The sequence below is a fragment of the Draconibacterium sp. IB214405 genome, from assembly GCF_033963885.1.
In the GTDB taxonomy this organism is placed as follows: Bacteria; Bacteroidota; Bacteroidia; order Bacteroidales; family Prolixibacteraceae; genus Draconibacterium.
Genome location: NZ_JAXBMA010000003.1, coordinates 41844 through 67253 on the forward strand (window position 1 = coordinate 41844; position 25410 = coordinate 67253).

Here is a 25410-nt window from a genome sequence, read left to right on the forward strand (position 1 = left end):
AACCATTATAAAATAGAATTATGAGAAAATTTGTTTTAATTGTTTTGAGTTTACTGCTGACAATAAGCGTATTTGCACAAGAGAAAGGTCATGATGAAGTTTTCATTATCGTGGAAGAAATGCCCGAGTTTCCAGGTGGCGACGAAGGCTTACGCACTTTTATCGCTAATACGGTAAAATATCCTGAAGATGCGCATAAAAATGGAATCCAGGGTAAAGTATACGTAAAATTTGTAGTAGATAAAGATGGTTCTGTTGATGATGCCAAAATTGCACGTGGCGTTGATCCGTCGCTCGATAAAGAAGCCCTTCGTGTAATTAACGCATTGCCGAAATGGAAACCGGGTAAACAACGAGGTGAAGCTGTTCGTGTTGAATACACCGTACCGATAAAATTTGCATTGAAAGGAGATTCGTCGGAAGAACAGAAAACATCAAACGGAACTGATACTGATCAAATATTTTTTATTGTAGAGGATATGCCTGAATTTCCGGGAGGCGATGATGCACTGAAAAAGTACATTGCCAATTCTCTTTCTTATCCTGAAGATGCCCATAAAAATGGAATCCAGGGCAAAGTGTATGTTTCGTTTGTGGTAGAAAAAGATGGTTCTGTTGGTGAGGCAAAAATAGAACGAGGTGTCGATCCTTCATTGGACAAAGAAGCACTTCGCGTGGTAAAAGCACTTCCGCAATGGAAACCCGGTAAACAGCGAGGCAAAGCTGTTCGTGTAAAATACACGGTACCAATAAATTTTGCATTAAACTAATCGTTCAATTTTAAAACTGTACCTAATTGAATAGTTGAATAACTAAAATTTTAGGTATAGTTTTTGTAGTTTAGCAGAAATTAGAAATAAACGAACAAAATGAAGGAACTTACCAAAGCCGAAGAACAGGTGATGCAATTGCTCTGGCAACTCGAAAAAGCATTTGTTAAAGATATCATTGAACAAATGCCAATTCCAAAACCTGCTTATAACACGGTTTCTACCATTATCCGAATTTTAGAAAAGAAAGGTTTTGTGGGGCACAACGCCTATGGCAAAACACACGAATATTATCCTTTGATTTCGCGCAAAGAATACACGCGTTCGTTTATGAAGAATTTTATGCGAAACTATTTTAGTGGATCGTTCCAGGAAATGGTTTCGTTTTTTGCCAAAGAAGACAACATGAGTTTGTCGGAACTGGATGAATTAATGGAGGATGTGAAACGCGATATTGAAAACGAAAACCGGGAAATAGATGAATAATCTGGTAAATTTTATCATCGAGTCAGGAGTAAGTCTGTCGTTGCTGGCGCTTATTTACGTGCTGTTTCTCCGAAAAGAAACATTCTTCCGGCTAAATCGTCTGTTCCTGCTTTTTTCCATTCTGTTTTCAGTAATTCTTCCATTTCTGCATTTTAGGGTTTACGCACCCCAGTCGAACATGCTGGCAGAAGTTACCGTAACTCCGTATCGGAATCTACTGGAAGCAGTTACAATTTACGGTCAGGATCTTTCGGGAGCAATGGTAAAATCGATCAGTTCAAGTAAAATCATTATTTCAATTTATTTATTGGGATTAACGTTTTTCCTTGGGCGAATGATTTTCAGGATCATTCAGGTTATGTTGATCATTGTGAAAAATGAGGTTCAATACATTGATAATTATCGTTTTGTGATGGTTGATAAAGATTTTAGTCCGTTTTCTTTTTTGGGCTATATTTTTATTAATCCGAACCTGAAAAGCAAACCCGGTTACGAAAGAATGGTGACACATGAAATGGAGCACATAAAACAAGGCCATTCTTTTGATGTATTGATTCTGGAAACTTTAACTGTTTTTCAGTGGTTTAATCCGTTTATGTGGCTGTTAAAACGTGCCATTCGCGAAAATCACGAATACCTGGCCGACAGCGCGGTTCTCAATTCCGGCATCAGCACAAGTCAATATAAACAATTGCTTTTAAGTCAGGCGGTTGGTTTCCAGTTGGATATTGCCAATAACTTTAATTCGTCGCTGATAAAAAAGCGGATTCAGATGATCTCGAAAATTCGATCTTCAAAATTTGCTAACCTCAAATATATTTTAGGTTTCTTATCGCTTCTTGCTTTGGTAATAATCTTTGCATGCGAACAAAAGAAAACGGCACAAATTACAAAGGTTGGCGACAGTAACGAACGTAAAATTACCATTTCCTTGCTCGACGATCGGCTAAAAGTAGATGGAGAGCAGGAAGATCTGGAAGTTTTGTACAGTTTGGTAAATGAAAAAAATAAGTACGAATTTGATACCGATAGCACAGGAACAATGTTTCTGGTTAAAAGTAAGGTGGAAGAGCCGCGCCAGTTAGACGAAGAAGACCAGGTATTTTTTATTGTTGAGGAAATGCCGGAATTTCCGGGAGGCGATATCGCGTTGCGAAAATACATCGCTGCCTCTATCAAATATCCGGATCTTGCCATTCAAAACGGAATACAAGGAAAAGTATACGTAAGTTTTGTGGTCACAACCGAAGGCGCAATCGCAAACGCCAAAATTGCACGAGGAGTTGATCCTTCGATCGACAGAGAAGCGTTGCGCGTTGTTAATTCGTTACCAAAATGGAAACCCGGTTATCAGCGTGGAGTGCCTGTTAACGTAAGTTACACGGTGCCAATAAACTTTGTTCTTCAATAAATAAAAGACATGAAATACAATGTTTCCCTTTTTGCCATCATTCTGTTTTTTATCCCGATTTATACTCAGGCCCAGAATAATATTGATGTACTTATACTTAACAAAAATTACGATCAAGCGCTGGCCGAACTTGATAAAGAGATAGCAAAGTCGCCAGATGCTGCATTGTATCTGAAACAAGGAATTGTGTATGAAAACATGCAGGATTACCAAAATGCATTGCGGGCATTTCTTAACGGGCTTCAAACTGATCCGAATAATATTATAATGTTGGAAGAAACGGCAGAATGTTTTTCGATTTTGGGCAACAACCGTGATGCGGTTGCCTTTTACGAGAAAGCGTTGCAGGTTGATCCGAATAACCTGGCATTGGCCGGTAAGCTTGGGCGTGTTCATATTAACATGGATGACTATAAAACAGCTTTCAACGTGTTTTCCGGAATTTATGAAAAAGACTCAAGCAATGTGTATTGGAACAAACAGTTGGCCTATTGTTCCTATCGAGTTTTTCAACGCGAAAAAGCACGCGATCTGTATGAAAAAGTGCTTGCTGCCAATCCTCGCGATCATGGAACTTATATCAACCTGATTCATTGTTACAACTGGAAAAAGGAAGGCGATGCGATAATGGCTACTATCGATTCCGGTCTTGTTCAGTTTCCGGCAGATAAGGAATTGATATTTGAGAAGGCTATGTTTTATTATCGGGCAAAACGTTATGAATTGGCCATGTTACAGTTTGAGAAATACCTCGAAACAGAAAAACAGCCTGCTTTCGAAACGCTTATGAATTACGGAATTAGCACCTATTTTGCCGGACAGGAAGAGAAAGCCATGGATATTTTTGGCGATTTAAAACTTTTGAGTCCAAACGATCCGTTGGTGATGTACTACCAGAGTTTGTGTAACCGAAAATTGAAAAACTTTGATGATGCAATTGAACTGATGACTTTTGCAATTGAAGCAACCGTTCCTGATTACGTGTCGGAAATGTATCATCATTTGGGACAAATGTATGGTCAGCAACGTATGTTTAAAGAGTCGATTGAGGCGCTGAATAAAGCATACGAGTTAAATCCGGGAAAAACAGAATTACTCTTTGAAATTGCGACAACATACGAAGAGTATAACTCGAATAAAACACTGGCATTAAATTATTACCGTATTTATTTAACCGAGGCCGGAGAAAGTGCAAAAAATGCAATTTATGCTTTGGAGCGGATTGAACGTTTGAAAGAAGATATGTTCTTTGATGAATAGGAGAACTAATTAGATCCTGTTTTTTCGCGAACAAGGTTTGCCAGCTGAACACGGCTTTTTACACCTGTTTTTGTAAATATCCGGTGGTTGTGATCCTTAACAGTTTGTAAGGTGATAAACAGTTTATCGGCAATTGCCTTATTTGATTTTCCACTGCAAATTTCCTCGATAATTTCTGCTTCACGTTTTGAGATTTCAAAAAACGCACAAAATGCCTGGAAATCCATGTTTTTATCTGCCTCGGTCATCCGGTTTGTAAACCGAATAATGGCAGGTAGCATCAAATTACAGGCAAAAAGAATGATCAAACTTATACAGGTCGAGATATATCCGAACACATTAAAAAAGAACATTACTCCTGAATAGAGCAGTGTGCCTGCAAAAATTAATAGCACGAGTTTTTTATCCAGTCCGGTTTCTTTTAATAAACCAACATCCTTTGTTTTTCTGAAAAAAGGCAGCAAAACAAACAGGTGAACCAGTAAGTTTAGAATGATTAATATACGAACAACAAAAAGGTCAGCGTCGCCCGAAATTGTAATTATTCCTTTATGAATAAGGAAAACAAGGGCAAATGCCATCACTACAAAAGTTGGAAAGAAGGTAAAAATGAATGTTTTTGTAAACCGGCGCCCGTTAACGTTATTGGCAAATTTTAAAAGCATAAACCAACTTACAATCATAAACGGGATTCCAATAATTGGTATAAATACAGCTAATTTTGAACTTAGCGCATCACTAATATTTAAATCGGCAACTACCAGTCGCAGGCTAATATTTCCCCAAACACCATAAAACAAAAATGAGAACAGAAATATTTGCTGGTAGAGCAAAGTCGTAAATACAGGCTTTTTATTCTGCTGGTAAATCTGATACGCAAGCATTATTCCCAAAGCCGAAATGCCGGCCGAAATAATAAATGTTACTGAATATGCTAAAATTTCAATTCCCATAAAAACTACTTAAGTAGTGCTCTGCAATTTTACGCACTTTGCCCATGTGGCGCTAACTACGAAAGTAGTGAAATTACTAAATCCAACTTTAGTAGGAAGGATTTTTTTGAGCTTTGCAGTAGATTTGGATAACAATTACAAAAAACAATGTTCAAGCGCCGAAAGGTGCTACTTGGAAAACAGAAAACAAAAACATTAAAAACAAAAACAATGGAAAGCTTAAAGTATTTTGAATTGAGACCATCGGCAGGTGGAAGTTTTAGTTACGGTTGGAGAAAAATGTTTGAGAAATCATTTTTACCACTTTTGGTAGCAGTTATTCTTGTGGGACTTTTAAGCGGGCCGGCAGCTGGTTTTAAAGGAGATTGGCATAGCGATGATTTTATCGGTCCTGCATTATTTCTTCTGCCGCTTGCTTTATTTGGCTTAGCTTATGGTGTATTATTTATGCCCATAATTAAGTACGGAGAAAAAAAGTTGTTCTTAAATGCTATGAGAGATGAAGAAGCAGATCTTAAAGTAATGTTCGAAGGATTTAAAAAGCAATATTTAAATATTGTTTTAGCAAACCTAATTGTTATCGCGCTAACAATGATTGGCTTTTTTATGCTGATAATTCCCGGTATAATTGTGGCATGCCGCTTGGCATTTGTGCCTTACCTGGTTATGGATAAAGAATTGGATGCGATGAAGGCTATTGAAAAAAGCTGGCAAATGACACGTGGTCATGGTTGGACAATTTTCGGAATGGCGATTTTATCCTTCTTTATCGCTATTGCCGGATTGATTGTATTCTTTGTAGGCATTATTTTTTCAATAATGTGGATTCATGCAGCATTTGCAACACTTTATGCATCGGTTGCCGGTGAAGTAGAAGACGAAAATCCGATACCAATTTTAGGAGTTAACGAAGTAGAAGAATAAAAAACAAAACATGTTCAAACATAAGGCCCGGATTTTTCCGGGCTTTTTGTTTTTATATAATTTCGTTTGTGTATTTTGGCAATTCATTTTTTTAGCTTAAAATGAAGAATATATTTCTATTGCTCCTTCTATTGGCAACAATTGTTGTTCGCGCTCAGTATTTCGAAACCGGTCAGGATCCGGCTTCTCTGAAATGGAGACAGATAAATACTACAAATTTCCAACTGATTTACCCTGATTATTACGAAGATCAGGCGCAGGTTTTAGCCCAAAAATTGGAGTTGGTTTACGATTTTGGAAGTTATACTTTAAATCATAAGCCAAAGAAAATTTCGGTTATTCTGCATACGCAAACAGTTCATTCAAACGGTCTGGTGGCCTATGCTCCAAAACGATCGGAATTTTATACTACGCCACACCAGGGAATTTATCCTCAGGATTGGCTGGAGCAACTGGCTTTGCACGAGTTTCGACATGTGGTACAAATTGATAAGTTGAATGCAGACCTTCCTGACCTGATTAAAATTTTGTTGGGCGAACAGGGAACCGCATTATTATTCGGAGCTTACCTCCCGTGGTGGTTTATTGAAGGCGATGCAGTTGTTACAGAAACGGCATTAGGTAAATTTGGACGTGGACGATTTCCTTCATTTTTGGTAGAACATCGTGCGCAGTTGGTTGACAATAAAATATTTTCGTACGACAAAGCTTACCTCGGTTCTTTTAAAGATTACGTTCCCAATCACTATCAACTTGGCTATTATCTGGTAGCAAATTCGAGAGAACGATACGGAACTGATATTTGGGAAAAAGCCTTAGAAAGAGTTGGGACAAAGCCGTTTTCGATTACTCCGTTTAATAAAGCTGTAAAGTTGGAAACAGGTTTTGGGAAAGTGCAACTTTACGAATCGATTTTTGACAGCCTGGCAATCGAATGGAAAAAGGCTGATAAACAATTTGAAGAAATTCCGTTAACACAACTTTCGAAAGACAATAAAACGTACACCAATTATTTGTACAAAAACTGGCTTAACGACAATGAACTGGTTGTATACAAAACCGGTTTGGATGTGGTTCCTGCTTTTGTGAAAATGAACAAGCAAACCGGTGACGAGACGAAATTGATAACGCCGGGATCTGTATTTGAGGAATCAATAAATTTCAGTGGAGAATGGATTGTTTGGGCAGAGAAAGTTCCGGATGTTCGCTGGACGCACAGTGGGATTTCTCGAATAAGAATCTTTAATGCGAACACTAAAAAAATGTACACCGTTGCTCCTGAATTTAAAGCTTTTGCCCCGGTGTTATCGCCTAATTTAAAAGAAGTTGCAGTTGTTGAAACCAATTTTACCAATGCCAACTATTTAACGGTTTATGATATTACCAGCGGAAAAATGAAATACCGCTACCAAACCGAGGAAAACAACTATTTATTCTCGCCGGTTTGGCTTAACAACCACGAAATAATTTTTGCGTTTTTAGACGAAAATGGAAAACGAATTGCAAAAGTTGATTTGCAAACGAACGAGCAGACTATTCTTCCGGGAACCGAATTGGGTGAGATAAAACAGTTAAAGATTTTTGATGATCAGTTGTATTTCATCAGTAGCTATTCAGGTAAAAATTCACTTTACGTTTACGACTTAACCAGCTCAGAAATTAAACAGATTTACGAACCTCGTTTTGATGCTGCTTATCCGGCCATTCAAGAATCAGGTTTAATTGCACTTAGCGATTACACAGGAGATGGTTTTCGTATTATAGAATTCCAACCTGAAAATACAATCCCGATAAACAATGTTACACCTGCAAGCTGGCCCCTGGCAAACTCCATGCAGCAGCAAGAGCCCGGTATTGTTGATTTTACAAGTGTTGATACAACAAAACAATTTTCTTCACAGTCGTATAGCAAACCCCGGCATTTGTTCAATTTTCACAGTTGGGCCCCCGTTTTTGTGGATCCTGATACTTACGAATTTTTGCCCGGCGTAAGTTTGATGTCGCAAAATAAATTAGGTACAGCACTCACCACTTTGGGCTATAAATGGGATACCAGCCAGAAAACCGGTCATTTTTACGGAAAATATTCATACAAAGGTTGGTTCCCGGTTTTCGATTTTGAAGTTAGTGGCGGAAAGCGCGCTTCGCAATATTGGTTGATTAAAGAATACCGTGATCAGGGTGATCAGGTTGTTCGCAGAGACACCACACTTGAGAATTATAAATGGAATGAAACAAGTTTAAATGCGAATGTGCGTCTCCCGTTTAATTTGTCGCACGGAGCATATTTGCGGTTTTTGCAACCCGAAGTTGATTATCAAATGGCACATTACGGCAAGGAAAAATCCACACCCGATGAGTTTAATGAGGGAAACTATCATTCGTTGTCATACCGATTATACTACTACCAACTGCTACGAAAAAGTCACCAGGATATATATCCAAATTTTGGATTTGTTGTCGAAGGGAATATCCGTCATTCGCCCTGGCAGCCTGATGAAATGGGTAATTTATATGCGGCAGCAACAAATGTTTATCTTCCCGGATTTTTGAAAAACCACGGTGTACGTTTATATGGCGGTATACAGGAAAGAACTTCAGGAAAACTTTTTGGATTTTCAGATGCCGTACGATTTCCACGAGGATGGACAAAAATTGATACGGAAGAAATGAGTAGCTTGTCGCTAAATTATGCATTGCCACTTATTAATCCCGACTTGAGTATTGCAGGCATAACTTACATTCGTAGAATCAGCGCAACTCTTTATGCCGATTACGCAAATTTGAAAGGAAATTATCATGGCGGAGATGTGCTCGCCAAATTTAATACGAATATATCGTCGTATGGTGTAGAGTTGTTAGGCGATGTTAATTTCTTCCGTTTCTATGCTCCGGTAAAAATAGGAGTGCGAACCTCGTACCTCAAAGAACTGGAAGATATAAGTTTTGATTTTTTACTGTCCGTTGATTTTAATTCATTGTAGGCAACGTTTGATCAGAACCGCAATGGAAAAAATATAAGTTCTTTGGTCAAAAGGTTCAAAAATCAATATTTAAGTAATTTTTTTCTATTTGGTGTGAACATCCAATCATTGCAATTTTGTTTTAAATGCTTGTATACGTGCGCTTTTCAGATATTTTAGTCAGGTTTTAAGTCTCTGAGAATCGACTACTTTCATTTTTCTGAGGAATTACACATAAATATTTTCTGCATTTTTAGCAATAACACGAAAATGGGACAGAAAGTGGGAGATTTCTGAATAATATTATAAAACTTCAAAATCGCGTTTAGTGGTTGTAGTACAAAATGCGCATTGGAGTTTCTTTCTCTACATATTCACCTTTACATTCCATTACCCGAATGCACTTTTGTAAATACAGACCTAGTAACAGTTGTACCTATACAATTGTAACAGCTGTTGTTTTTGGAGCATAACTACAATTTACATTATTCTATTGAATCAATGTTACAATTGTATCCTGATTCGGTGAATCGATTTTTAACATTTATATTCTCAATTGAAAAGTGAGGGATAGGAATTTTCATAAATGTAACCCGAATAGGAGAGGTTGTTTAAATAAATAATTTTGAGTGCTACTATTCTAATATTTTATTGCCAAATAGCAAATGTATAAATATACAATCATGTTATATTTGCTTATTTGTCTATATTTTAGCTGTTTAAGAAACTCTATTGAAGTTTAATAATGGTGCTGTATCGTAAAAATGATAAATTCATGTAAAACCACACATCTCAATATCAATATACACTGTTAATCAGTGGTTTAATATACATATATAAAGTTTATTAATGGCACGTATTGAGATGTTTGCAAGTAAATGTGATTTTACAATTAATAAAAAGGAGTTGTTATTTTCGAAAAGAATATTTACATTTGTTTCTTAAGCATACATAAAGTCTGTTGGACGCATGACAAATGTATCGTTGCTACAAACCTTGTAAAATGAAAGATCGAATTAAAAATTTTATCGAAGCAAAAGGAATCTCAGCTGGTGAATTGGCTGCAGTTCTTGATGTGCAACGATCTAATATCTCACATATTCTTAACGGTAGGAACAAACCAGGTGCTTCCTTTATCGAGAGATTGCTGGTAGAGTTTCCTGATTTAAACGCCCGATGGCTACTTACCGGGCAGGGTGATATGTTTAATGGTGAAGCACCTGTAACTATCAGCCCACAACAAAAGCTACCTATTGTAGAGGAGGCGGTTAGTAAACATCCGGTAATTGAAAATACAACTAAGGAGAAGGATGTTGTTAATGATCCTATTAAAAGTTCAACAGAGGTGTTAAGTACAGAAGTTGATAAAATGATTATTATATACCGGGACGGTACGTTTGACATATATAAACAACGTTAACTGAACGGTATTAATAATTAATATACATCGTCAACAGTGGTCGAAGTAATCAATTATTAAATACTTTTCTAATAAGGTTGATAAGTAACAGATAGAATAAAATCGTTAATGACACAGAACAAAAACATTTGTATATATATGTTGTAGAGAATTGTAATCGTTTTAAAAAAGGTATTTGACTTCCAAGCGGTGGTTAAACCAGAGTAACAAAGAGGGCTGTATTTTTACAGGCCTCTTTTGTTTTTAGGGACTACGAAGTAGTGTTTACAAAAATATCACAAAATAAAACAAATATAATCAGCACATTTCTAAGTAGATACAAATAAATACAAAAAAGTTTACAAAAATATCACCTGAAAGTTTGCATATGTAAATTTTTGTCTCCATATTTGTATCAACAAAAGTAAACAACAATACGACAGGATGATTAATACAATATAGATTAAATTTACAAACCCAATTTTAGTTGATAAATCCAGAAGTCGCTTGGCCACTAGTAATAGTGGCCTTTTCTGGTTTATAGGGGAAGTGATAAGAAACAGAAATAATGTTAAAAAAGTTCGATTTCCATTTGTAAATAAAGAATAGTTCGTTACATTTGTACACATATAAATAAAGACCCTTATTTTTTACCTAATTTAAATATTACATAAGAAGGCCGTTTTTCAGCGGTCTTTTCTTTTAGTACAAATTCAGATCGCTTAATTCAATAATTATTCTATTATCTTTGCGGCAAAATCAGAATACATGCCAAAAAAGTTTGTTAAAGAATTCAACGTAATTGAAAATAGTGCACTAAACGCTACAAACTTTCTTATCAAAGTTCAGTCGGATACCCAACTTCCGGAGATAAAACCAGGTCAATTTGTAAATGTCGAAATTAAGGAGGCGGAAGAAATTTTTCTACGTAGGCCCTTTTCGATATTTGAAGTGGATTACGAGCAGAATGTAATCTCAATGATCGTAAAAATACTCGGACGGGGATCTCGCAAGTTAACTGAGATAAAAGTAGGAAGTAAGCTCAGTATAGTGTATCCATTGGGAAAAACCTTTACCTATCCGTCGGAAAACGATAAAATCTTACTGATTGGTGGTGGTAGTGGGGTTGCGCCAATGCTTTTCTTAGCGAAAGAATCGGGTTTACCGGTAGAGAATGTTGACATTTTACTTGGAGCGAGATCAAAAGAAGATCACATTAATGTAGATGACTATAAAGAATATGCGAATTTACATTATGCATCAGAAGACGGCTCGCTTGGTGATAAAGGTTTTGTTACACAACATTCGGTATTCACTAATAATCTGAACAGATATACAAAAATATACGCCTGCGGTCCGGATGGTATGATGCGAGCCATTGCAAAAGAGGCAAAAGCTGCCAACGTATTTTGCGAAGTATCGCTCGAAAACCTTATGGCTTGCGGATTTGGTGTTTGTTTGTGTTGTATTGAGCCTACAAACAAAGGAAACCAATGTGTGTGTACTGATGGTCCGGTGTTTAACATTAATGATTTGAAATGGTAGATTTAAAAGTAAAATTACACGATATAGAATTTAAAAATCCGGTAACACTGGCATCGGGAACCTGCGGATTTGCGCGCGAAACAGCTGAATTCTTTGAACCGGGACTACTTGGAGGTTATTTCCTTAAAGGTACAACACTTAAAAACCGTGATGGTAATAACTACCCACGAATGGCGGAAACGCCGTCGGGTATGCTAAATGCGGTTGGTTTACAAAATAAAGGCATCGATTACTTTATTGAAAACATTTATCCTGAAATTGTTGACTACGATACACAATTGATTATAAATGTAAACGGATCGACTGTTGAAGATTACATCGCATTAACCGAAAAAGTTAATGAGCTGGACAAAATAAATGCGATTGAGCTCAATATTTCTTGTCCTAACGTTAAAGAAGGCGGTATGGCCTTTGGTGTAAGCTGCCCTGGAGCAGAAATGGTAACTCGCGAAGTGCGTAAAGTTTACGATAAAACAATGATCGTGAAATTGTCGCCAAATGTTACCGATATTACTGAAATTGCTAAGGCGGTGGAAGGACAGGGCGCTGATGCAGTGTCGTTAGTAAACACTTTCCTGGGAATGGCGATAGACGCAGAAAGCAGAAAACCACTTTTATCTACTATAACCGGCGGATTATCCGGACCGGCAATTAAACCGATTGCTTTGCGTATGGTTTGGCAGGTTGCCAACGCAGTTAAAATTCCTGTTGTTGGAATTGGAGGCATAATGAATGCTGCCGACGCCATCGAATTTATGCTGGCTGGCGCTTCAGTAGTGCAGGTTGGCACAGCAATATTTAAAGATCCGATGATTCCGGTGAAGATTGTAGAAGGCATCGAAGATTATTTAAAACGCCAGAACATGCATTCGGTTAATGAATTAATTGGAGGTTTACAAGTGTAATATACATTTGTTTTAGTACACTTCTGTATAATACTTTTGTCATTCGATAAAATCTATCTGAGATAAATACTATTTAGTACGATTTTCCCCGATTTTCGCAGTTAAAATACTTTTAACTCTATTTTTGCACAAAATTAAAATTGCAATCTGAACATTTCAATTTTAGTTCTGTTGTTATAAGTGCAAATAGCAAAACATAGATTTAAAGTATTTATTATGGCAAGTTTTAATATCGTTATGCCTAAACTGGGCGAAAGTATCCAGGAAGGCACCATTACTAAATGGTTCGTAAAAGAGGGAGACACTATTGAAGAGGATGATATGCTCTTCGAAGTTGCTACCGACAAGGTAGATTCAGAGATCCCGTCGCCTGTAGATGGCGTAATCACAAAAATTAATTATCCGGAAGACAGCCTTGTTGCTGTTGGAGAAGTTCTGGCGGTAGTAAGTCTTGATGGTGAAGTTGAAGCTCCTGTAGCGGATACAGCAAGCAAAGACGAAGCTGCCAAAACAGATGATACACCTGTAAAGGCCGAAACAGCCGATTCTTCGGTTGATGACAGTAGAAAACTTTCAAACCGTTTCTATTCTCCTTTGGTAAAAACCATTGCTAAAGAAGAGAACGTTTCACTCAATGAGCTGGAAAGCATTGAAGGCTCAGGAGTAGGTGGCCGTGTTCAGAAGAAAGACATAATGGCTTATTTGGATAACAGAGGCGGTTCTTCTGCTCAGCCGGAACAAAAACAAGTGGTAAGTGCACCAGCTGCACCTGCAGCACCGGTTGTTGAGAAAAAAGCTGCACCTCCGGTTTCAGTGGGAGCAGGCGACACTGTTGTTGAAATGGATCGCATCAGAAAGTTGATCGCTGATCACATGGTAATGTCTAAACAAGTATCTCCACACGTAACTTCAGTTGTTGAAGCCGATGTTACCGAACTGGTAATTTGGAGAAACAAAAACAAAGACGCTTTCCAGAAAAAATATGGCGACAAAATAACATTTATGCCAATATTTACAGAGGCAGTTGCCGCTGCATTGGCTGAATTTCCAATGGTAAACTCTTCAGTTAACGGTGATAAAATCATCATGAAGAAAGATATAAACGTTGGAATTGCAGTTGCCAAACCCGATGGAAACCTTATTGTTCCTGTAATTAAAAATGCAGAGCAGCGTAACCTGGTTGGTATTACAAAAGAATTGAACCGACTGGCGGATGCAGCACGTAACAATAAACTTGATCCATCAGATATTCAGGGGGGAACATTCACTGTAACCAATTTCGGATCGTTTGGAAATATTATCGGAACACCAATTATTAACCAACCGCAAGTTGCTATTCTGGCAACCGGAATTATTGAAAAGAAACCAGCTGTTTTAGAGACACCAAGCGGCGATGTAATTGCAATCCGCCACAAAATGTACCTGTCGTTATCGTACGATCACCGTATTATCGATGGTGCACTGGGAGGAGCTTTCCTGCGTCGCATTGCTGATCACCTGGAACAATTTGATATAAACCGCGCAATATAATTTACTATGAAGGATTTAAAAGTACCAAAGCAATATACAATTAAAACCACTCCGAAGGAGACATTGGAGAATTGGTACCGGTTAATGAAAGTTGGCCGTGCTATTGATGAAAAAGCACCCAATTACCTGAAACAGGCCATTGGTTGGTCGTACCATGCTCCTTATGCCGGTCATGATGGAATTCAGCTGGCTGTAGGACAAAATTTTGAAAAAAACAAAGACCATTTATATATGTACTACCGCGATATGTTGACTGCTCTTGCGGGCGGAATGACATCGGAAGAGATCATATTAAATGGTATTTCGAAAGCAACTGACCCATCGAGTGCAGGACGTCACATGTCGAACCACCTGGCAAAACCTGAGTGGAACATGCACAGTGTTTCGTCGGCAACAGGAAACCATACTTTGCACGCTGTTGGAACCGGACGCGCTATTAAATATTATGGCGAGAAAGCGGTTTCAATCAGTAGCCAGGGAGAATCTTCGGTAAGTGAAGGTTACGTTTACGAAGCGATTACCGGTGCTGATAAAGAAGAATTGCCTGTAATTTTTGTGGTTCAGGATAACGGTTATGGTATTTCGGTACCTAAAAAAGACCAGACTGCACAACGAAAAGTGGCCAATAACTTTACAGGTTTTAAAAACCTGCGCATTATTCACTGTAACGGTAAAGATGTTTTCGATTCGATGAACGCAATGGCAGAAGCCAAACGTTACGCTATCGAAGAAAGCAAACCGGTACTGCTGCAGGCCAACTGTGTGCGTATGGGATCGCATTCAAACTCTGATGATCATTTACTTTATCGTTCAGATGCGGAAAGAAACTATGTAGTGGAATACGATCCGCTGGCAAAATACAGAAGATTGTTGCTTCGTTACGAACGTTTCACTGAAGAAGAGCTGGAAAAGATTGATGCTGAAGTAAAAGCTGAGATTAAAGCAGCACACAAAGCGGCGATGGCTGCGCCGGATCCTGATCCTGCATCGATTTACGACCACGTATTTTCGGAGCCAATGGTTTCTGTAAAATATCCTGAGGGTTTGCATAACGAAGAAGGAGAGAAGACGAAATTTATTACAGCTCTTAACGAGACTTTAAAGGCTGAATTCCGTGAGAATCCGGATACTTTTATCTGGGGACAGGATATGGCCAACAAAGATAAAGGCGGTATTTTCAACGTATCGAAAGGTATGCAGGCTGAGTTCGGCGATAAGCGCGTATTTAACGGCCCGATTGCTGAAGATTTTATTCTTGGAACAGCCAACGGTATGTCGCGCTACGATAAAAAAATTCGTGTGGTAGTTGAAGGTGCTGAGTTTGCCGACTATTTCTGGCCGGCAATGGAACAGTATGTTGATACCAGTCACGACCTGTGGCGATCGAACGGTAAATTCTCTCCGAATATCACCATTCGCCTTGCGTCAGGTGGGTATATCGGTGGTGGAATGTACCATTCGCAAAATATTGAAGGTTCGCTTGCTGCGATTCCGGGAGTGCGTATTGTTTATCCGTCTTTTGCTGATGATGCTGCAGGTTTATTGCGTACATCGATGCGATCAGAAGGTTTAACCATGTTTATGGAACCAAAGGCACTTTACCAGGATCCAAAAGCTGCAACTGTTGTTCCTGACGACTTTGAAGTTCCGTTTGGAAAAGCAAGAGTTCGCAGAGAAGGTAGCGACCTAACCATTCTTACTTATGGAAACACTACTCACTTAAGTCTCGACGCTGCTAATAAACTGGCAGAAGAAGGTGTGGCTAATGTTGAAGTTATCGATTTGCGTTCATTGGTTCCACTTGATGAAGAAACCATTTTGAACTCGATCAAGAAAACCAACAAAGTATTGGTTGTTCACGAAGACAAAGTGTTTGGTGGTTTTGGTGGCGAGTTAAGTGCGCTCATCAACGAAAAAGGTTTTGAATACCTTGATGCACCTATCAAACGTGTAGGTTCGCCGTTTACTCCGGTTGGTTTTAACCGTATTTTGGAGAAAGCGATCTTACCAAATACAGAGCGTATTTACACAGCAGCAAAAGAATTAATTGAATACTAAAAATCGGAAAAATGAGTAAAACCGCAATTATATACAGTTACAATACTCAAAAATCGAAAAAGGTAGCAGAAAAAGTAACTGCTGCATTTGGCGAGAAAGAGATTGAAGCAGTTAATGCAGAAGAGCTAAGCAAAGATGTGTTGACGAAATATGACAATTTTATTCTTAGCGCACCGACCTGGTTCGACGGCGAATTACCTAACTATTGGGATGAATTTGTTCCTGACCTGGAAGAAATGGATCTTAAAAAGAAGAAGTTTGCCATTTTCGGATTAGGCGACCAGAAAGGATATACCGAGAATTTTTGCGATGCCATAGGTTTATTGGCAGAAATACTTGAAGAGTGTGGAGCAACCATAGTTGGAGAAACCTCGGTTGAGGGCTATACTTTTGAAGCATCGCGCGCACAACGAGGTGATAAATTTATAGGATTGCCGATTGATCAGGAAAACCAGGCCCGTAAAACCAAACAACGGGTAGAAGACTGGGTAGAACAACTCAAAAAAGAGTTTAAATAGAAATTAACGTTTAGAGAAAAACTCTTGCTATAAGGTTTTTCTATTTGCATAAGGCCGTTGGTGTTGACCAATGGCCTTTTTGCGTATTGTATACAAATGTATATCGGTCGATACTCCTGTATTACTGGCTTTCCGCTGTGATAGACAAGTCTAAATATTATCGCGCAATACAAATGTGAATATGTGGATTTTACAAATGTATTCATTTTTGTAAACGAAAAGTTTAAGTTTTTATACTCCTGATATTTTTTGATATTTCGATTAACTGATCAGGAAGATTGAAATAAGCTCAGGAAAACGATTTAATTATTGTTAAACAGAAGGCAGTTTTTAATAGCTCATTGTTATTAACTATTTGCTATATCGGTTAAATTGCCGGTTCATTAGTTTACGGTTCGTATTAATTGATTAATTTTGTGGCTTCGAATTATAAATAAATTTACCGTGCCTGAAACTAGATACATATTTGTTACCGGTGGAGTTACTTCGTCGTTGGGAAAAGGTATTTTAGCCTCGTCGCTAGCCAAGTTGCTACAATCTCGTGGTTACAATGTTACCATACAAAAGTTGGATCCGTATATTAACGTTGATCCGGGAACGCTAAATCCGTATGAACACGGAGAGTGTTTTGTTACCGAAGACGGAGCCGAAACCGACCTCGATCTGGGACATTACGAGCGTTTCTTAAATACTGCAACTTCGCAGGCTAACAACGTAACAACCGGAAGAATTTACCAATCGGTTATCGATAAAGAACGCCGGGGTGACTACCTTGGAAAGACCGTTCAGATTATTCCACACATTACCGACGAAATAAAACGAAGAATTAAAATTCTTGGTTCAAAAGGTAAATACGATATCGTGATCACCGAGATTGGCGGTACGGTAGGCGACATTGAATCGTTACCTTATATTGAAGCAGTTCGTCAGTTAAAATGGGAATTGGGAAGCCGCGCTATGGTTATTCACTTAACGCTGGTTCCTTACCTGTCGGCAACAGGCGAATTAAAAACAAAGCCAACACAGCACTCGGTTAAAATGTTATTGGAAACCGGAGTTCAGCCTGATATTCTGGTACTTCGCACCGAACATGATATTGAATTATCTGTTCGCCAAAAAGTTGCGCTGTTCTGTAATGTTGGATTAGAATCTGTAATTCAGTCGGTTAATGTGCCAACAATTTACGATGTTCCGTTAAAGATGTTGGAAGAAAAGCTTGATATCACGGTATTGAAAAAGCTTGGTTTAACCATTAACGAAGAAATTGATCTTTCGGCCTGGAATGATTTCCTTGCACGTCATAAAAACCCAACACAAACCGTTGAAATTGGTTTGGTTGGTAAATACGTAGAACTACACGACGCTTATAAATCGATTGCTGAAGCTTTGGTACACGCCGGAGCTGAAAACCGTTGTAAGGTAAATATTAACTGGATTCACTCTGAAGAGTTGAATGCTGAGAATATTGACGAACAGTTGAAAGACATGAACGGTATTATCGTTGCTCCGGGATTTGGTCATCGTGGTATGAAAGGAAAAATTCTGGCAGCACAATATGCCCGCGAAAACAACATTACTTTCCTCGGTATTTGTTTGGGAATGCAGGTTGCTGTTATTGAGTTTGCGCGAAATGTAATTAATCTGGAAAATGCAGACTCATCAGAAATGAATCCAAAAACTCCACATCCGGTAATCGACCTTATGGAACAACAAAAAGGCATTACTAATTACGGTGGAACAATGCGTTTAGGAGCTTACGAATGTCGTATTATCGATGAGAATTCAAACGTAAGCAAAGCATACAATAAATTAACGGTTCACGAAAGACACCGTCATCGTTACGAATTTAACGAAACATACCGTCAGCAGTATATCGACGCCGGAATGGTACCAACAGGTATAAATCCTGATACCGACCTGGTTGAAATTGTTGAAATACCTGAACACAAGTGGTTTGTGGGTGTTCAATTCCACCCGGAATACAGAAGTACGGTATTAAATCCCCATCCGTTGTTTATTGATTTTATTAAGAACTCATTACCTGAAAAATAAAAAATGGATAAAAAGTCGATTATTGGAATCGTTTTAATCTTTGTGATTCTGGTTGTATTTTCATTAATCAACCAGCCATCGAAAGAAGAAGTTGAAGCTGCAAGGCAACGACGCGATTCCATAGCACAAGTAGAAGCACAACAAGCGCTGGAGCTGCAGAAAATGCAGGAACAGCAAGAATTGCAAAATGCGGCAATGGAAGCCGACACTGCAGTTCAAAACCAAATAATGCAACAAAAAGTTGAGGAACTGGGAGCTTTTGGTACTGCCTCTGTTGGTACCGAAGAGTTTACCACCCTCGAAAACAACCAGGTGAAAATTACTTTCTCGAACAAGGGGGGACGTATTTACTCGGTTGAGTTGAAAGATTATAAAACATACGACGAGCGCCCGTTAATTCTTTTTGATGGACAGGAAACGATGTTTGGTCTGAATTTCTTTGCCCAAAACAGAAGCATTACTACTGATAATCTGTATTTTGAGCAGGTTGGTGGTGCCAAAAATGTTGTTGTTAACGGTCCGGAAGTTGAGAAAGGCGACGAAGGAAAAATTAAATTTAATAAGCAAAACCCAGGTGGAAAAGAAACAGTTTCGTTTCGTTTAGAAGTAGCACCGGGTAATTTTATTGAATACGTTTATACGCTGAGCTACAACTCGTTTATGGTTGATTTTGATGTGAATATGCAGGGAATGGATAGCTACATTTCACGAAATCAATCGTACCTGAACTTTAGCTGGGCATTCGATGTTCCGCGTCAGGAGCACTATTCGCGTTTTGGTGAAGACCGCTACACTTATATGACCTATAAGTTTAATGAGGACGAAGTTGATAACCTGGATAAAAACAAATCGGACGAGGAAAACCTGCCAACCAGTATTAAATGGATCGGTTTTAAGCAGTTATTCTTTAACTCGACAATAATCAGCGACGAAGCTTTTCCAAATGCGCAGGTGCGTCAGGAGAAATACGATTATGAAGACAATCAAAATTATTTAGGGAATTTCAGAGCTGATATTGCAGTTCCTTTTAACGGAACTCAAAACGAAAATATTGGCATGCAGTTCTATTTTGGTCCTAACCACTATCAAACCCTAAAACAATACGGGCTTGATATGGAGCGCCAAATCGACCTGGGTTATGCCATCGTGCGTCCGGTTAACCGTTACGTAATTATTCCGGTATTTAACTGGTTACGCCGCTCAATCGACAACTTTGGAATCATCATCCTGTTGCTTACAGTGATGATTAAAGTGGTACTGTTCCCGTTTACCTACAAATCATACATGTCGCAGGCAAAAATGCGTGCATTAAAGCCTGAAGTTGATGAAATTAATGCGAAGTTTCCGGGGCAGGAAAAAGCCATGGAAAAACAACAGGCAACAATGGCCTTGTACCGAAAAGCGGGTGTTAATCCGATGGGAGGTTGTTTGCCAATGGTATTACAGATGCCGATTTTGTTTGCAATGTTCTTTTTCTTCCCAACCTCAATTGAGTTAAGGGGTGAAAGTTTCTTGTGGGCAAATGACTTATCGACCTATGATTCGATTCTTAGTTGGGATTTCACGATTCCAATTATTGGAAACTTTATGGGTAATCACCTGAGTTTATTTACCATTTTAATGACCATCACGACAATCATTTCTACAAAGCTAAGCCAATCGGCTACTTCAAGCCAGGGAATGCCGGGAATGAAAACGATGATGTACATGATGCCGGTAATGTTCTTCTTCCTGTTAAACAGTTATCCTTCAGGATTAAGTTATTACTATTTCCTTGCCAACCTTATTACAATTGGTCAGACTTACCTGATCCGCTCGTTTGTTGATGATGAGAAAATCAGGGCACAACTGCAAGCCAACAAAAAGAAACCGGCTAAAAAGCAGTCGAATTTCCAGAAACGTTTGGAAGAAATGGCGAAACAACGCGGAGTTCAAACTCCAAAAAGAAAATAATATACGATTCGTATAAAGCAAAGCCGGTTAAGAAATTTCTTAACCGGCTTTTTTGTGCGCTGATGTTGTGTAATTGTTTTCTGTTATAACCTTTTAAAACAGCAATCCGAGGCTTATTGAGGCCATTTTGTTGTGCAGGTCGGCTTCCGTCTTGTAAACTTCAACCAATCCCATATCGTAGTTTAAACCAACTTGTAAGGCTTTTTGGTTAAATACCGGGAACTCCATTCCCAATTCCAGCCCGATACCTGCATCAAAATCTTTGGTGTCGCTGTTCAGATTAAATGCAACCCCATCAAGTTTTCCTTCAGCATCGAGCATGTAACTCAAATACGGGCCGGCAGCAAAGTATAATCGTTGTCCCTTTTTAAACCCGGCCTTTTCTCCTGCCGAAAATTCAGCTTTTACGGGCAGTGTCAAATACTGAAGTTTATTCGTAACATCTACATTGTTTTCCGTAAAACTTCGTCCTTTTTGCTGGTACTCCAGGCCACTTTTTAGCGCAAAACCTTCAGTAAGCTGATACTTTGTAATAAAACCTACGGACGGGCTAAAACGCACATCGCAATTGTTGGCAATTTGAAGTAGATCGGATTGGCAAGCAGCGCCTGCACCCAATTTAAAACCATAACTAACTTGGGCTTCTGAAGCTAAAGACAGGCCCATTGTTAACACTCCTGCAAGCAATATTGCGTAGAGTCTTTTTCCTGAAAAAATTGTTTTCTGATTCATTTTAATTCTGTTTTCTATGTTTTACAACTTTGTATTATTTGAACTATATTCTAAAATATTCGAAAAAGAGAGCAAAAAAAATTTAGGTACAAATACCGTAAAAGAACATTTCTATTCCGCTGTTGATTTTAGCAACTGATTCTTCAAACGTGGTCGATTTCGTTAATAATGGAACTTCAAATCCAATCATTCCCGTGAGAATAAGTTCTGCAGTAAAAGCAGCATTAACAGCTTTAAATTCCTTTTTCTCAATTCCTTCATTAATAATTCCTGCAATCAGTTCAATTTCAAAACCGCGGTAATTATCTCTGATCTTCTCGATAAAAGAGAAAGTCGCTAAAAAATTGTCGTTTAACGCGGTGGCCAGGTTACCACGTTTTACAAAACGTTTCATCCGCACACTCATGTAGCTTTTTAGCTTCTCAACCGCTGATGATGAGCCGGAAATAGCCGTATTTATTTCGTTAACAAGGTTTTCAGCTTCGTAAGCAACAACAGCCTCAAATACTTCTTCTTTATTTTTAAAGTAGTAATAGAGCGAGCTTTTACCTTTTCCGGCAGCGTATGCAATATCGTCCATGGTTGTTTTTTTAAATCCATAACGTTCAAAAGTTATTCCAGCTGCCACTATTATTTGTTGTTTCGAATTTCCGCTCATCACACTATGTTTTATTCGACGATTTTGTTCCAAATGTACAAAGTTCTTTATTATTCTTTTTGAACGGATTAACTGAGATGAGAAATCTAAATCGTGAATTGATATTTTTGAGTAATGAACTGAAGGTTGATATTTTAATGAGTATTTAATAAAGCATAATATTTTGTTTTTCTATTTTTGCAGCCATGCAAAAATTATACGTACTATTATTTATCCTTTTAAGCCTCAATAGTTTTGCACAGGAGCGCCAGTTTGAACTCTGGAATAAAAATCAGCTTTCAGCTACTCCCTGGAAGAATATAAGTATAGATGTTGCAGAAAAAATGCACTACTCACCAAAACGTTCAATTCTCGATTTAAAATATGGCGAGATTTATATTGGCCATCAGGTTTTAAACTGGTTGGAATATGGAGCCGGTTTTCGCGTCAGCAGCACCAATCTGCAGATTGGCGAATGGCTGCAGGAAAACAGACCTATGGCTTTTGTAAACTTCGGAAAGGATGTCGGTAAAATTGAATTTGATTTTTATAACCGCTTTGAATACCGTACTTATAAAACACTTAAAAACTATTTCAGATACAGGCAATCGTTACGTATGAAGTTTCCTGCAATTACCGACTGGGGAATGCAGTTTTATCTTCAGGAAGAATCGTTTTTAAAACTAAATGGTGCAGGAACACACCTGGCGCGTTTATATTCGGGACTTACTGCATTTGAAAAAGAGCATGTGGAAATAAAAATTTACTACGCACTTCAAAAACAAGAGATTCTAAGCCATTGGCTTACCTCGGATATTTTAGGACTGAACCTAACTTTTGAAATCTAAACAACAACTCTGCGAATTAAACTAATCGTCTGACATGCAGTCTAATCTGCTGATTTCACAATTAAAACAGATAGCATGAAAAGACTAGTATTTTTATTCGTAGTTGTTCTGCTTGGAACAACAATGACGATGGCACAGAACAGGGGAGGACAACGCCAGTTTGACCCTGAAACCATGGCAAAAAGACAAACAGAACAATTTAAAACCGACCTGAAACTCAACGACACTCAGGCTGAAAAAATGGAAAAGGTTCTGCTTGCTTCTTACAAAGAAATGGGTGCTGCACGCCAGGAAATGAGTGGGGAAGAAGACCGTAGTAAAATGCGGGAAAAGATGACGGCAATGCGTGCAGATCAGGAGAAGGAGATCAAAAAGATCCTGACCGATGAACAGTTTGAGAAGTACCAAAAAATAATGGAAGAAAGACGCTCCAGAAGAGGCGGAGGTCCCGGTGCCAGACAATAAACTGTATTGTTTTAGCCGGTTAATTAAATCGGGTTAATTGATTTTTGAACGCATAAATAACCAGGTTAACAGTGTTAAAAGTCTCTGTTTTCTGGAAGAGATTACTTTTATGTTTCTCCACTGTTTTTGGGCTCAAATGAATTAATTCGGCAATTTGCTCGTTATTTAATCCTTCACAAATAAGGTTTAAAATTTCTTTTTCGCGTGTAGTGAAATTTGCAAGTATTTGCTCGCCCGATTTGCGCTCTTTGTCTTTATACAAATTGCGTGAAATAACTTTTATTATTTCCGAAGAAAAGTAACTACCACCTTCGGCCACTTTTTTTATTGCCGTTTCAAAATCCTCAATATCAGAACGTTTAAGCATATAGCCTTCTACTCCGGAGGATATCATTTGCTCTATGTATTCATCGTCGGCAAATGAGGTTAGGGCAATAACTTTTAAATCGGGATATTTTTTTAGTGCCTGTTTGGTGGCTTCAATGCCGTTCATTTTGGGCATATTAATGTCCATCAGAACGATATCCGGTTGCACATTCTCGATAAGTTCCAGAAACTCTTCGCCATTTGCTGCCTGTCCGATAACCGATACAAAATCGAAATTGCTTAGTAACAAAATCAAACCATCTCTGAAAATTTTGTGGTCGTCAACTATTATAATCGATGTTTTTTCCATGTACGTTATAAATTGATACTTAGCATTATTTCCACTCCTTTTCCTTCGCCGCTGTTAATCGCGTATTTACCCCCGAACGATTCAATTCGCTTGATAATATTTCGTAATCCCATTTTTTCTTCATCAAAAGTTGGAATGAGATCCGGATTAAATCCTTTTCCGTTGTCGCGATACAAGATAACCACTGTCTTTTTAATTTGTTGTATGTCGATGGATAATATCGATGCCCCGGCGTGTTTAAGCGTGTTATTTATTAGCTCGTTACAAATGCGGTACATGTTCAACTCCATATTCGGGTCTAACTTTATTTCTGAATCCGCAGAGTTAACGGAGCAGGTAACTTCCCCAATATCGTTTATTTTATCGCATAATATCTCTAACGACTTTATTAGCCCGTACTTATTCAGGATTGATGGATTGAGGTTATTTATGGTAGCCTCGAGGTTTTCTAATGCGATTCCCGAGAGCTCTTTAACCTGAATCAAACTTTTATTTTCAGCATTGTTCGAGCAGTCTTTCTCTATTAATTTTATAAAAAGAGCAATACTCGAGAGAATTGATCCCAGGCCATCGTGCAGATCGGCCGCAATTCTTTTACGTTCTTTAAATTCAACTTCAAGTGCTCTAAGCGCCTGCTGTTTCTCGATTGTATTGTACGAATTGATGATCCGCTGAATTAAAAATATACATAAAAGAAGCAGAAAAAAGGTGAGCAGAACGAGCGTAAACACGCTTTGTTTGAATTGGCTATTTTCGTCTTGAATATACTGTTCAAGTTTATTGTCCAACTCCTGATAAGCAAGCTGAAAATTACGATAATCGGTTAAAACTGCCGTGTCAAAACTTTCCGGGTTGTTTACAAGGAAAGTTGATACTCTATTCTGTAACTGTTCAACAGTTGCAATAACTGCTTCAAGTGAAGATTGAAGATCAGTCTCGTTGTTTCCTTTATATTTTTCGGCAATAAGGGAGTTAAGCGAAGTCGTGTATTTGCCGGCGTTTGAAAAGCAACTTAAAACAGCTGCTTTTTTAGGCGATTCGTTTAACAAAAAGTAATCATCCAGAAATATCCGGCTGTGGGAGATTTCGAGGTCAATGTTTTTCGAGAGTTCGAGTAGTGAAAGGTGTTCGCGATCGAGCCGTAAACTTTTTATGGAGGTGTAAATAATTCCTGTACAGGTAATTGTAGTGAAAATAATGATTGCTAATAAAACTCTACCGCGAAATAATATCTTTAAACTCATCTGGAAAATTCAGTAATTTCTTAGATAAAGATATTCAAATCGATTTACATATTAAATAAAAAACCCCCGCTGAAATCAGCG

21 protein-coding genes are annotated in these 25410 nt (G+C 38.2%); 16 read left to right on the forward strand and 5 right to left on the reverse strand.

The window, feature by feature from the left end; translation table 11 throughout:
- Nucleotides 1–20: 20 nt before the first annotated feature.
- From SLH46_RS10240 to SLH46_RS10255, 4 genes are all read left to right on the forward strand, one after another.
- Nucleotides 21–770: an energy transducer TonB gene (locus SLH46_RS10240; protein WP_320281089.1), complete on the forward strand. Its 750-nt coding sequence runs from the start codon at nucleotides 21–23 to the stop codon at nucleotides 768–770.
- Nucleotides 771–869: 99 nt separating this feature from the next.
- The gene (locus tag SLH46_RS10245) at nucleotides 870–1256 is read left to right on the forward strand and encodes a BlaI/MecI/CopY family transcriptional regulator (RefSeq protein ID WP_320281090.1); all 387 of its coding nucleotides are present in this window, start codon (nucleotides 870–872) and stop codon (nucleotides 1254–1256) included.
- The gene (locus tag SLH46_RS10250; protein WP_320281091.1) at nucleotides 1249–2667 is read left to right on the forward strand and encodes a M56 family metallopeptidase; all 1419 of its coding nucleotides are present in this window, start codon (nucleotides 1249–1251) and stop codon (nucleotides 2665–2667) included. The genes SLH46_RS10245 and SLH46_RS10250 overlap by 8 nt, the downstream gene beginning before the upstream one ends.
- Before the next feature lie 9 nt (nucleotides 2668–2676).
- Nucleotides 2677–3927 carry a tetratricopeptide repeat protein gene (locus SLH46_RS10255; protein WP_320281092.1) on the forward strand — a complete coding sequence of 417 codons (1251 nt, stop codon included), beginning with the start codon at nucleotides 2677–2679 and terminating at the stop codon, nucleotides 3925–3927.
- Between the two features lie 5 nt (nucleotides 3928–3932).
- On the opposite strand, the gene SLH46_RS10260 is transcribed toward SLH46_RS10255, so the two are convergent.
- Entirely contained in the window at nucleotides 3933–4880 is a 948-nt protein-coding gene (locus SLH46_RS10260; protein WP_320281093.1) for a helix-turn-helix transcriptional regulator, read from the reverse strand.
- A 210-nt stretch (nucleotides 4881–5090) separates the two neighbouring features.
- Between SLH46_RS10260 and SLH46_RS10265 the strand changes: the two genes are divergently transcribed.
- The 10 genes from SLH46_RS10265 (at nucleotide 5091) to yidC (ending at nucleotide 20727) form a co-directional block, all read left to right on the forward strand.
- Nucleotides 5091–5804: a hypothetical protein gene (locus SLH46_RS10265; RefSeq protein ID WP_320281094.1), complete on the forward strand. Its 714-nt coding sequence runs from the start codon at nucleotides 5091–5093 to the stop codon at nucleotides 5802–5804.
- 101 nt (nucleotides 5805–5905) lie between these two features.
- Nucleotides 5906–8788 (forward strand): hypothetical protein, encoded by a 2883-nt coding sequence (locus SLH46_RS10270; protein ID WP_320281095.1) that lies wholly within the window; start codon nucleotides 5906–5908, stop codon nucleotides 8786–8788.
- 982 nt (nucleotides 8789–9770) lie between these two features.
- Entirely contained in the window at nucleotides 9771–10187 is a 417-nt protein-coding gene (locus tag SLH46_RS10275) for a helix-turn-helix domain-containing protein (protein WP_320281096.1), read from the forward strand.
- A 747-nt stretch (nucleotides 10188–10934) separates the two neighbouring features.
- Nucleotides 10935–11711 (forward strand): dihydroorotate dehydrogenase electron transfer subunit, encoded by a 777-nt coding sequence (locus SLH46_RS10280; RefSeq protein ID WP_320281097.1) that lies wholly within the window; start codon nucleotides 10935–10937, stop codon nucleotides 11709–11711.
- The gene (locus SLH46_RS10285) at nucleotides 11705–12616 is read left to right on the forward strand and encodes a dihydroorotate dehydrogenase (protein ID WP_320281098.1); all 912 of its coding nucleotides are present in this window, start codon (nucleotides 11705–11707) and stop codon (nucleotides 12614–12616) included. The genes SLH46_RS10280 and SLH46_RS10285 overlap by 7 nt, the downstream gene beginning before the upstream one ends.
- 216 nt (nucleotides 12617–12832) lie before the next feature.
- A complete protein-coding gene (locus SLH46_RS10290; RefSeq protein ID WP_320281099.1) occupies nucleotides 12833–14146 on the forward strand; it encodes a dihydrolipoamide acetyltransferase family protein in 1314 nt (437 codons plus the stop codon).
- 6 nt (nucleotides 14147–14152) lie between these two features.
- Nucleotides 14153–16204 (forward strand): alpha-ketoacid dehydrogenase subunit alpha/beta, encoded by a 2052-nt coding sequence (locus tag SLH46_RS10295; RefSeq protein ID WP_320281100.1) that lies wholly within the window; start codon nucleotides 14153–14155, stop codon nucleotides 16202–16204.
- Nucleotides 16205–16215: 11 nt separating this feature from the next.
- The gene (locus SLH46_RS10300; RefSeq protein WP_320281101.1) at nucleotides 16216–16722 is read left to right on the forward strand and encodes a flavodoxin; all 507 of its coding nucleotides are present in this window, start codon (nucleotides 16216–16218) and stop codon (nucleotides 16720–16722) included.
- 444 nt (nucleotides 16723–17166) lie between these two features.
- Nucleotides 17167–18774, forward strand: coding sequence for a CTP synthase (locus tag SLH46_RS10305; RefSeq protein ID WP_320281102.1), 1608 nt, complete (start codon nucleotides 17167–17169; stop codon nucleotides 18772–18774).
- A gap of 3 nt (nucleotides 18775–18777) precedes the next feature.
- On the forward strand, nucleotides 18778–20727 hold the full coding sequence (yidC, locus tag SLH46_RS10310) for a membrane protein insertase YidC (protein ID WP_320281103.1): 1950 nt from the start codon (nucleotides 18778–18780) through the stop codon (nucleotides 20725–20727).
- A 93-nt stretch (nucleotides 20728–20820) separates the two neighbouring features.
- Here yidC and SLH46_RS10315 read toward each other — a convergent pair whose 3' ends face one another.
- Nucleotides 20821–21459, reverse strand: coding sequence for a porin family protein (locus tag SLH46_RS10315; RefSeq protein WP_320281104.1), 639 nt, complete (start codon nucleotides 21457–21459; stop codon nucleotides 20821–20823).
- An 82-nt stretch (nucleotides 21460–21541) separates the two neighbouring features.
- The gene (locus SLH46_RS10320) at nucleotides 21542–22117 is read right to left on the reverse strand and encodes a TetR/AcrR family transcriptional regulator (RefSeq protein WP_320281105.1); all 576 of its coding nucleotides are present in this window, start codon (nucleotides 22115–22117) and stop codon (nucleotides 21542–21544) included.
- A 185-nt stretch (nucleotides 22118–22302) separates the two neighbouring features.
- On the opposite strand from SLH46_RS10320, the gene SLH46_RS10325 reads away from it, so the two are divergent.
- Both SLH46_RS10325 and SLH46_RS10330 read left to right on the forward strand, forming a co-directional pair.
- Nucleotides 22303–22944, forward strand: coding sequence for a DUF2490 domain-containing protein (locus SLH46_RS10325; protein WP_320281106.1), 642 nt, complete (start codon nucleotides 22303–22305; stop codon nucleotides 22942–22944).
- A 75-nt stretch (nucleotides 22945–23019) separates the two neighbouring features.
- On the forward strand, nucleotides 23020–23409 hold the full coding sequence (locus tag SLH46_RS10330; protein ID WP_320281107.1) for a hypothetical protein: 390 nt from the start codon (nucleotides 23020–23022) through the stop codon (nucleotides 23407–23409).
- Between the two features lie 19 nt (nucleotides 23410–23428).
- Here SLH46_RS10330 and SLH46_RS10335 read toward each other — a convergent pair whose 3' ends face one another.
- Both SLH46_RS10335 and SLH46_RS10340 read right to left on the reverse strand, forming a co-directional pair.
- Nucleotides 23429–24085 carry a response regulator transcription factor gene (locus SLH46_RS10335; RefSeq protein ID WP_320281108.1) on the reverse strand — a complete coding sequence of 219 codons (657 nt, stop codon included), beginning with the start codon at nucleotides 24083–24085 and terminating at the stop codon, nucleotides 23429–23431.
- 5 nt (nucleotides 24086–24090) lie between these two features.
- The gene (locus SLH46_RS10340; RefSeq protein WP_320281109.1) at nucleotides 24091–25329 is read right to left on the reverse strand and encodes a sensor histidine kinase; all 1239 of its coding nucleotides are present in this window, start codon (nucleotides 25327–25329) and stop codon (nucleotides 24091–24093) included.
- Between the last annotated feature and the right edge of the window lie 81 nt (nucleotides 25330–25410).

What these genes read in the sequence shown, in the direction of transcription:
- SLH46_RS10300 (WP_320281101.1), top strand. Translation starts at nt 16,216, where the DNA reads ATGAGTAAAACCGCAATTATATACAGTTACAATACTCAAAAATCGAAA.
- yidC (WP_320281103.1), top strand. Translation starts at nt 18,778, where the DNA reads ATGGATAAAAAGTCGATTATTGGAATCGTTTTAATCTTTGTGATTCTG.
- SLH46_RS10260 (WP_320281093.1), bottom strand. Translation starts at nt 4,880, where the DNA reads ATGGGAATTGAAATTTTAGCATATTCAGTAACATTTATTATTTCGGCC.
- SLH46_RS10255 (WP_320281092.1), top strand. Translation starts at nt 2,677, where the DNA reads ATGAAATACAATGTTTCCCTTTTTGCCATCATTCTGTTTTTTATCCCG.
- SLH46_RS10285 (WP_320281098.1), top strand. Translation starts at nt 11,705, where the DNA reads ATGGTAGATTTAAAAGTAAAATTACACGATATAGAATTTAAAAATCCG.
- SLH46_RS10295 (WP_320281100.1), top strand. Translation starts at nt 14,153, where the DNA reads ATGAAGGATTTAAAAGTACCAAAGCAATATACAATTAAAACCACTCCG.
- SLH46_RS10270 (WP_320281095.1), top strand. Translation starts at nt 5,906, where the DNA reads ATGAAGAATATATTTCTATTGCTCCTTCTATTGGCAACAATTGTTGTT.
- SLH46_RS10250 (WP_320281091.1), top strand. Translation starts at nt 1,249, where the DNA reads ATGAATAATCTGGTAAATTTTATCATCGAGTCAGGAGTAAGTCTGTCG.
- SLH46_RS10265 (WP_320281094.1), top strand. Translation starts at nt 5,091, where the DNA reads ATGGAAAGCTTAAAGTATTTTGAATTGAGACCATCGGCAGGTGGAAGT.
- SLH46_RS10240 (WP_320281089.1), top strand. Translation starts at nt 21, where the DNA reads ATGAGAAAATTTGTTTTAATTGTTTTGAGTTTACTGCTGACAATAAGC.
- SLH46_RS10340 (WP_320281109.1), bottom strand. Translation starts at nt 25,329, where the DNA reads ATGAGTTTAAAGATATTATTTCGCGGTAGAGTTTTATTAGCAATCATT.
- SLH46_RS10275 (WP_320281096.1), top strand. Translation starts at nt 9,771, where the DNA reads ATGAAAGATCGAATTAAAAATTTTATCGAAGCAAAAGGAATCTCAGCT.
- SLH46_RS10315 (WP_320281104.1), bottom strand. Translation starts at nt 21,459, where the DNA reads ATGAATCAGAAAACAATTTTTTCAGGAAAAAGACTCTACGCAATATTG.
- SLH46_RS10325 (WP_320281106.1), top strand. Translation starts at nt 22,303, where the DNA reads ATGCAAAAATTATACGTACTATTATTTATCCTTTTAAGCCTCAATAGT.
- SLH46_RS10290 (WP_320281099.1), top strand. Translation starts at nt 12,833, where the DNA reads ATGGCAAGTTTTAATATCGTTATGCCTAAACTGGGCGAAAGTATCCAG.
- SLH46_RS10330 (WP_320281107.1), top strand. Translation starts at nt 23,020, where the DNA reads ATGAAAAGACTAGTATTTTTATTCGTAGTTGTTCTGCTTGGAACAACA.
- SLH46_RS10280 (WP_320281097.1), top strand. Translation starts at nt 10,935, where the DNA reads ATGCCAAAAAAGTTTGTTAAAGAATTCAACGTAATTGAAAATAGTGCA.
- SLH46_RS10320 (WP_320281105.1), bottom strand. Translation starts at nt 22,117, where the DNA reads ATGAGCGGAAATTCGAAACAACAAATAATAGTGGCAGCTGGAATAACT.
- SLH46_RS10335 (WP_320281108.1), bottom strand. Translation starts at nt 24,085, where the DNA reads ATGGAAAAAACATCGATTATAATAGTTGACGACCACAAAATTTTCAGA.
- SLH46_RS10245 (WP_320281090.1), top strand. Translation starts at nt 870, where the DNA reads ATGAAGGAACTTACCAAAGCCGAAGAACAGGTGATGCAATTGCTCTGG.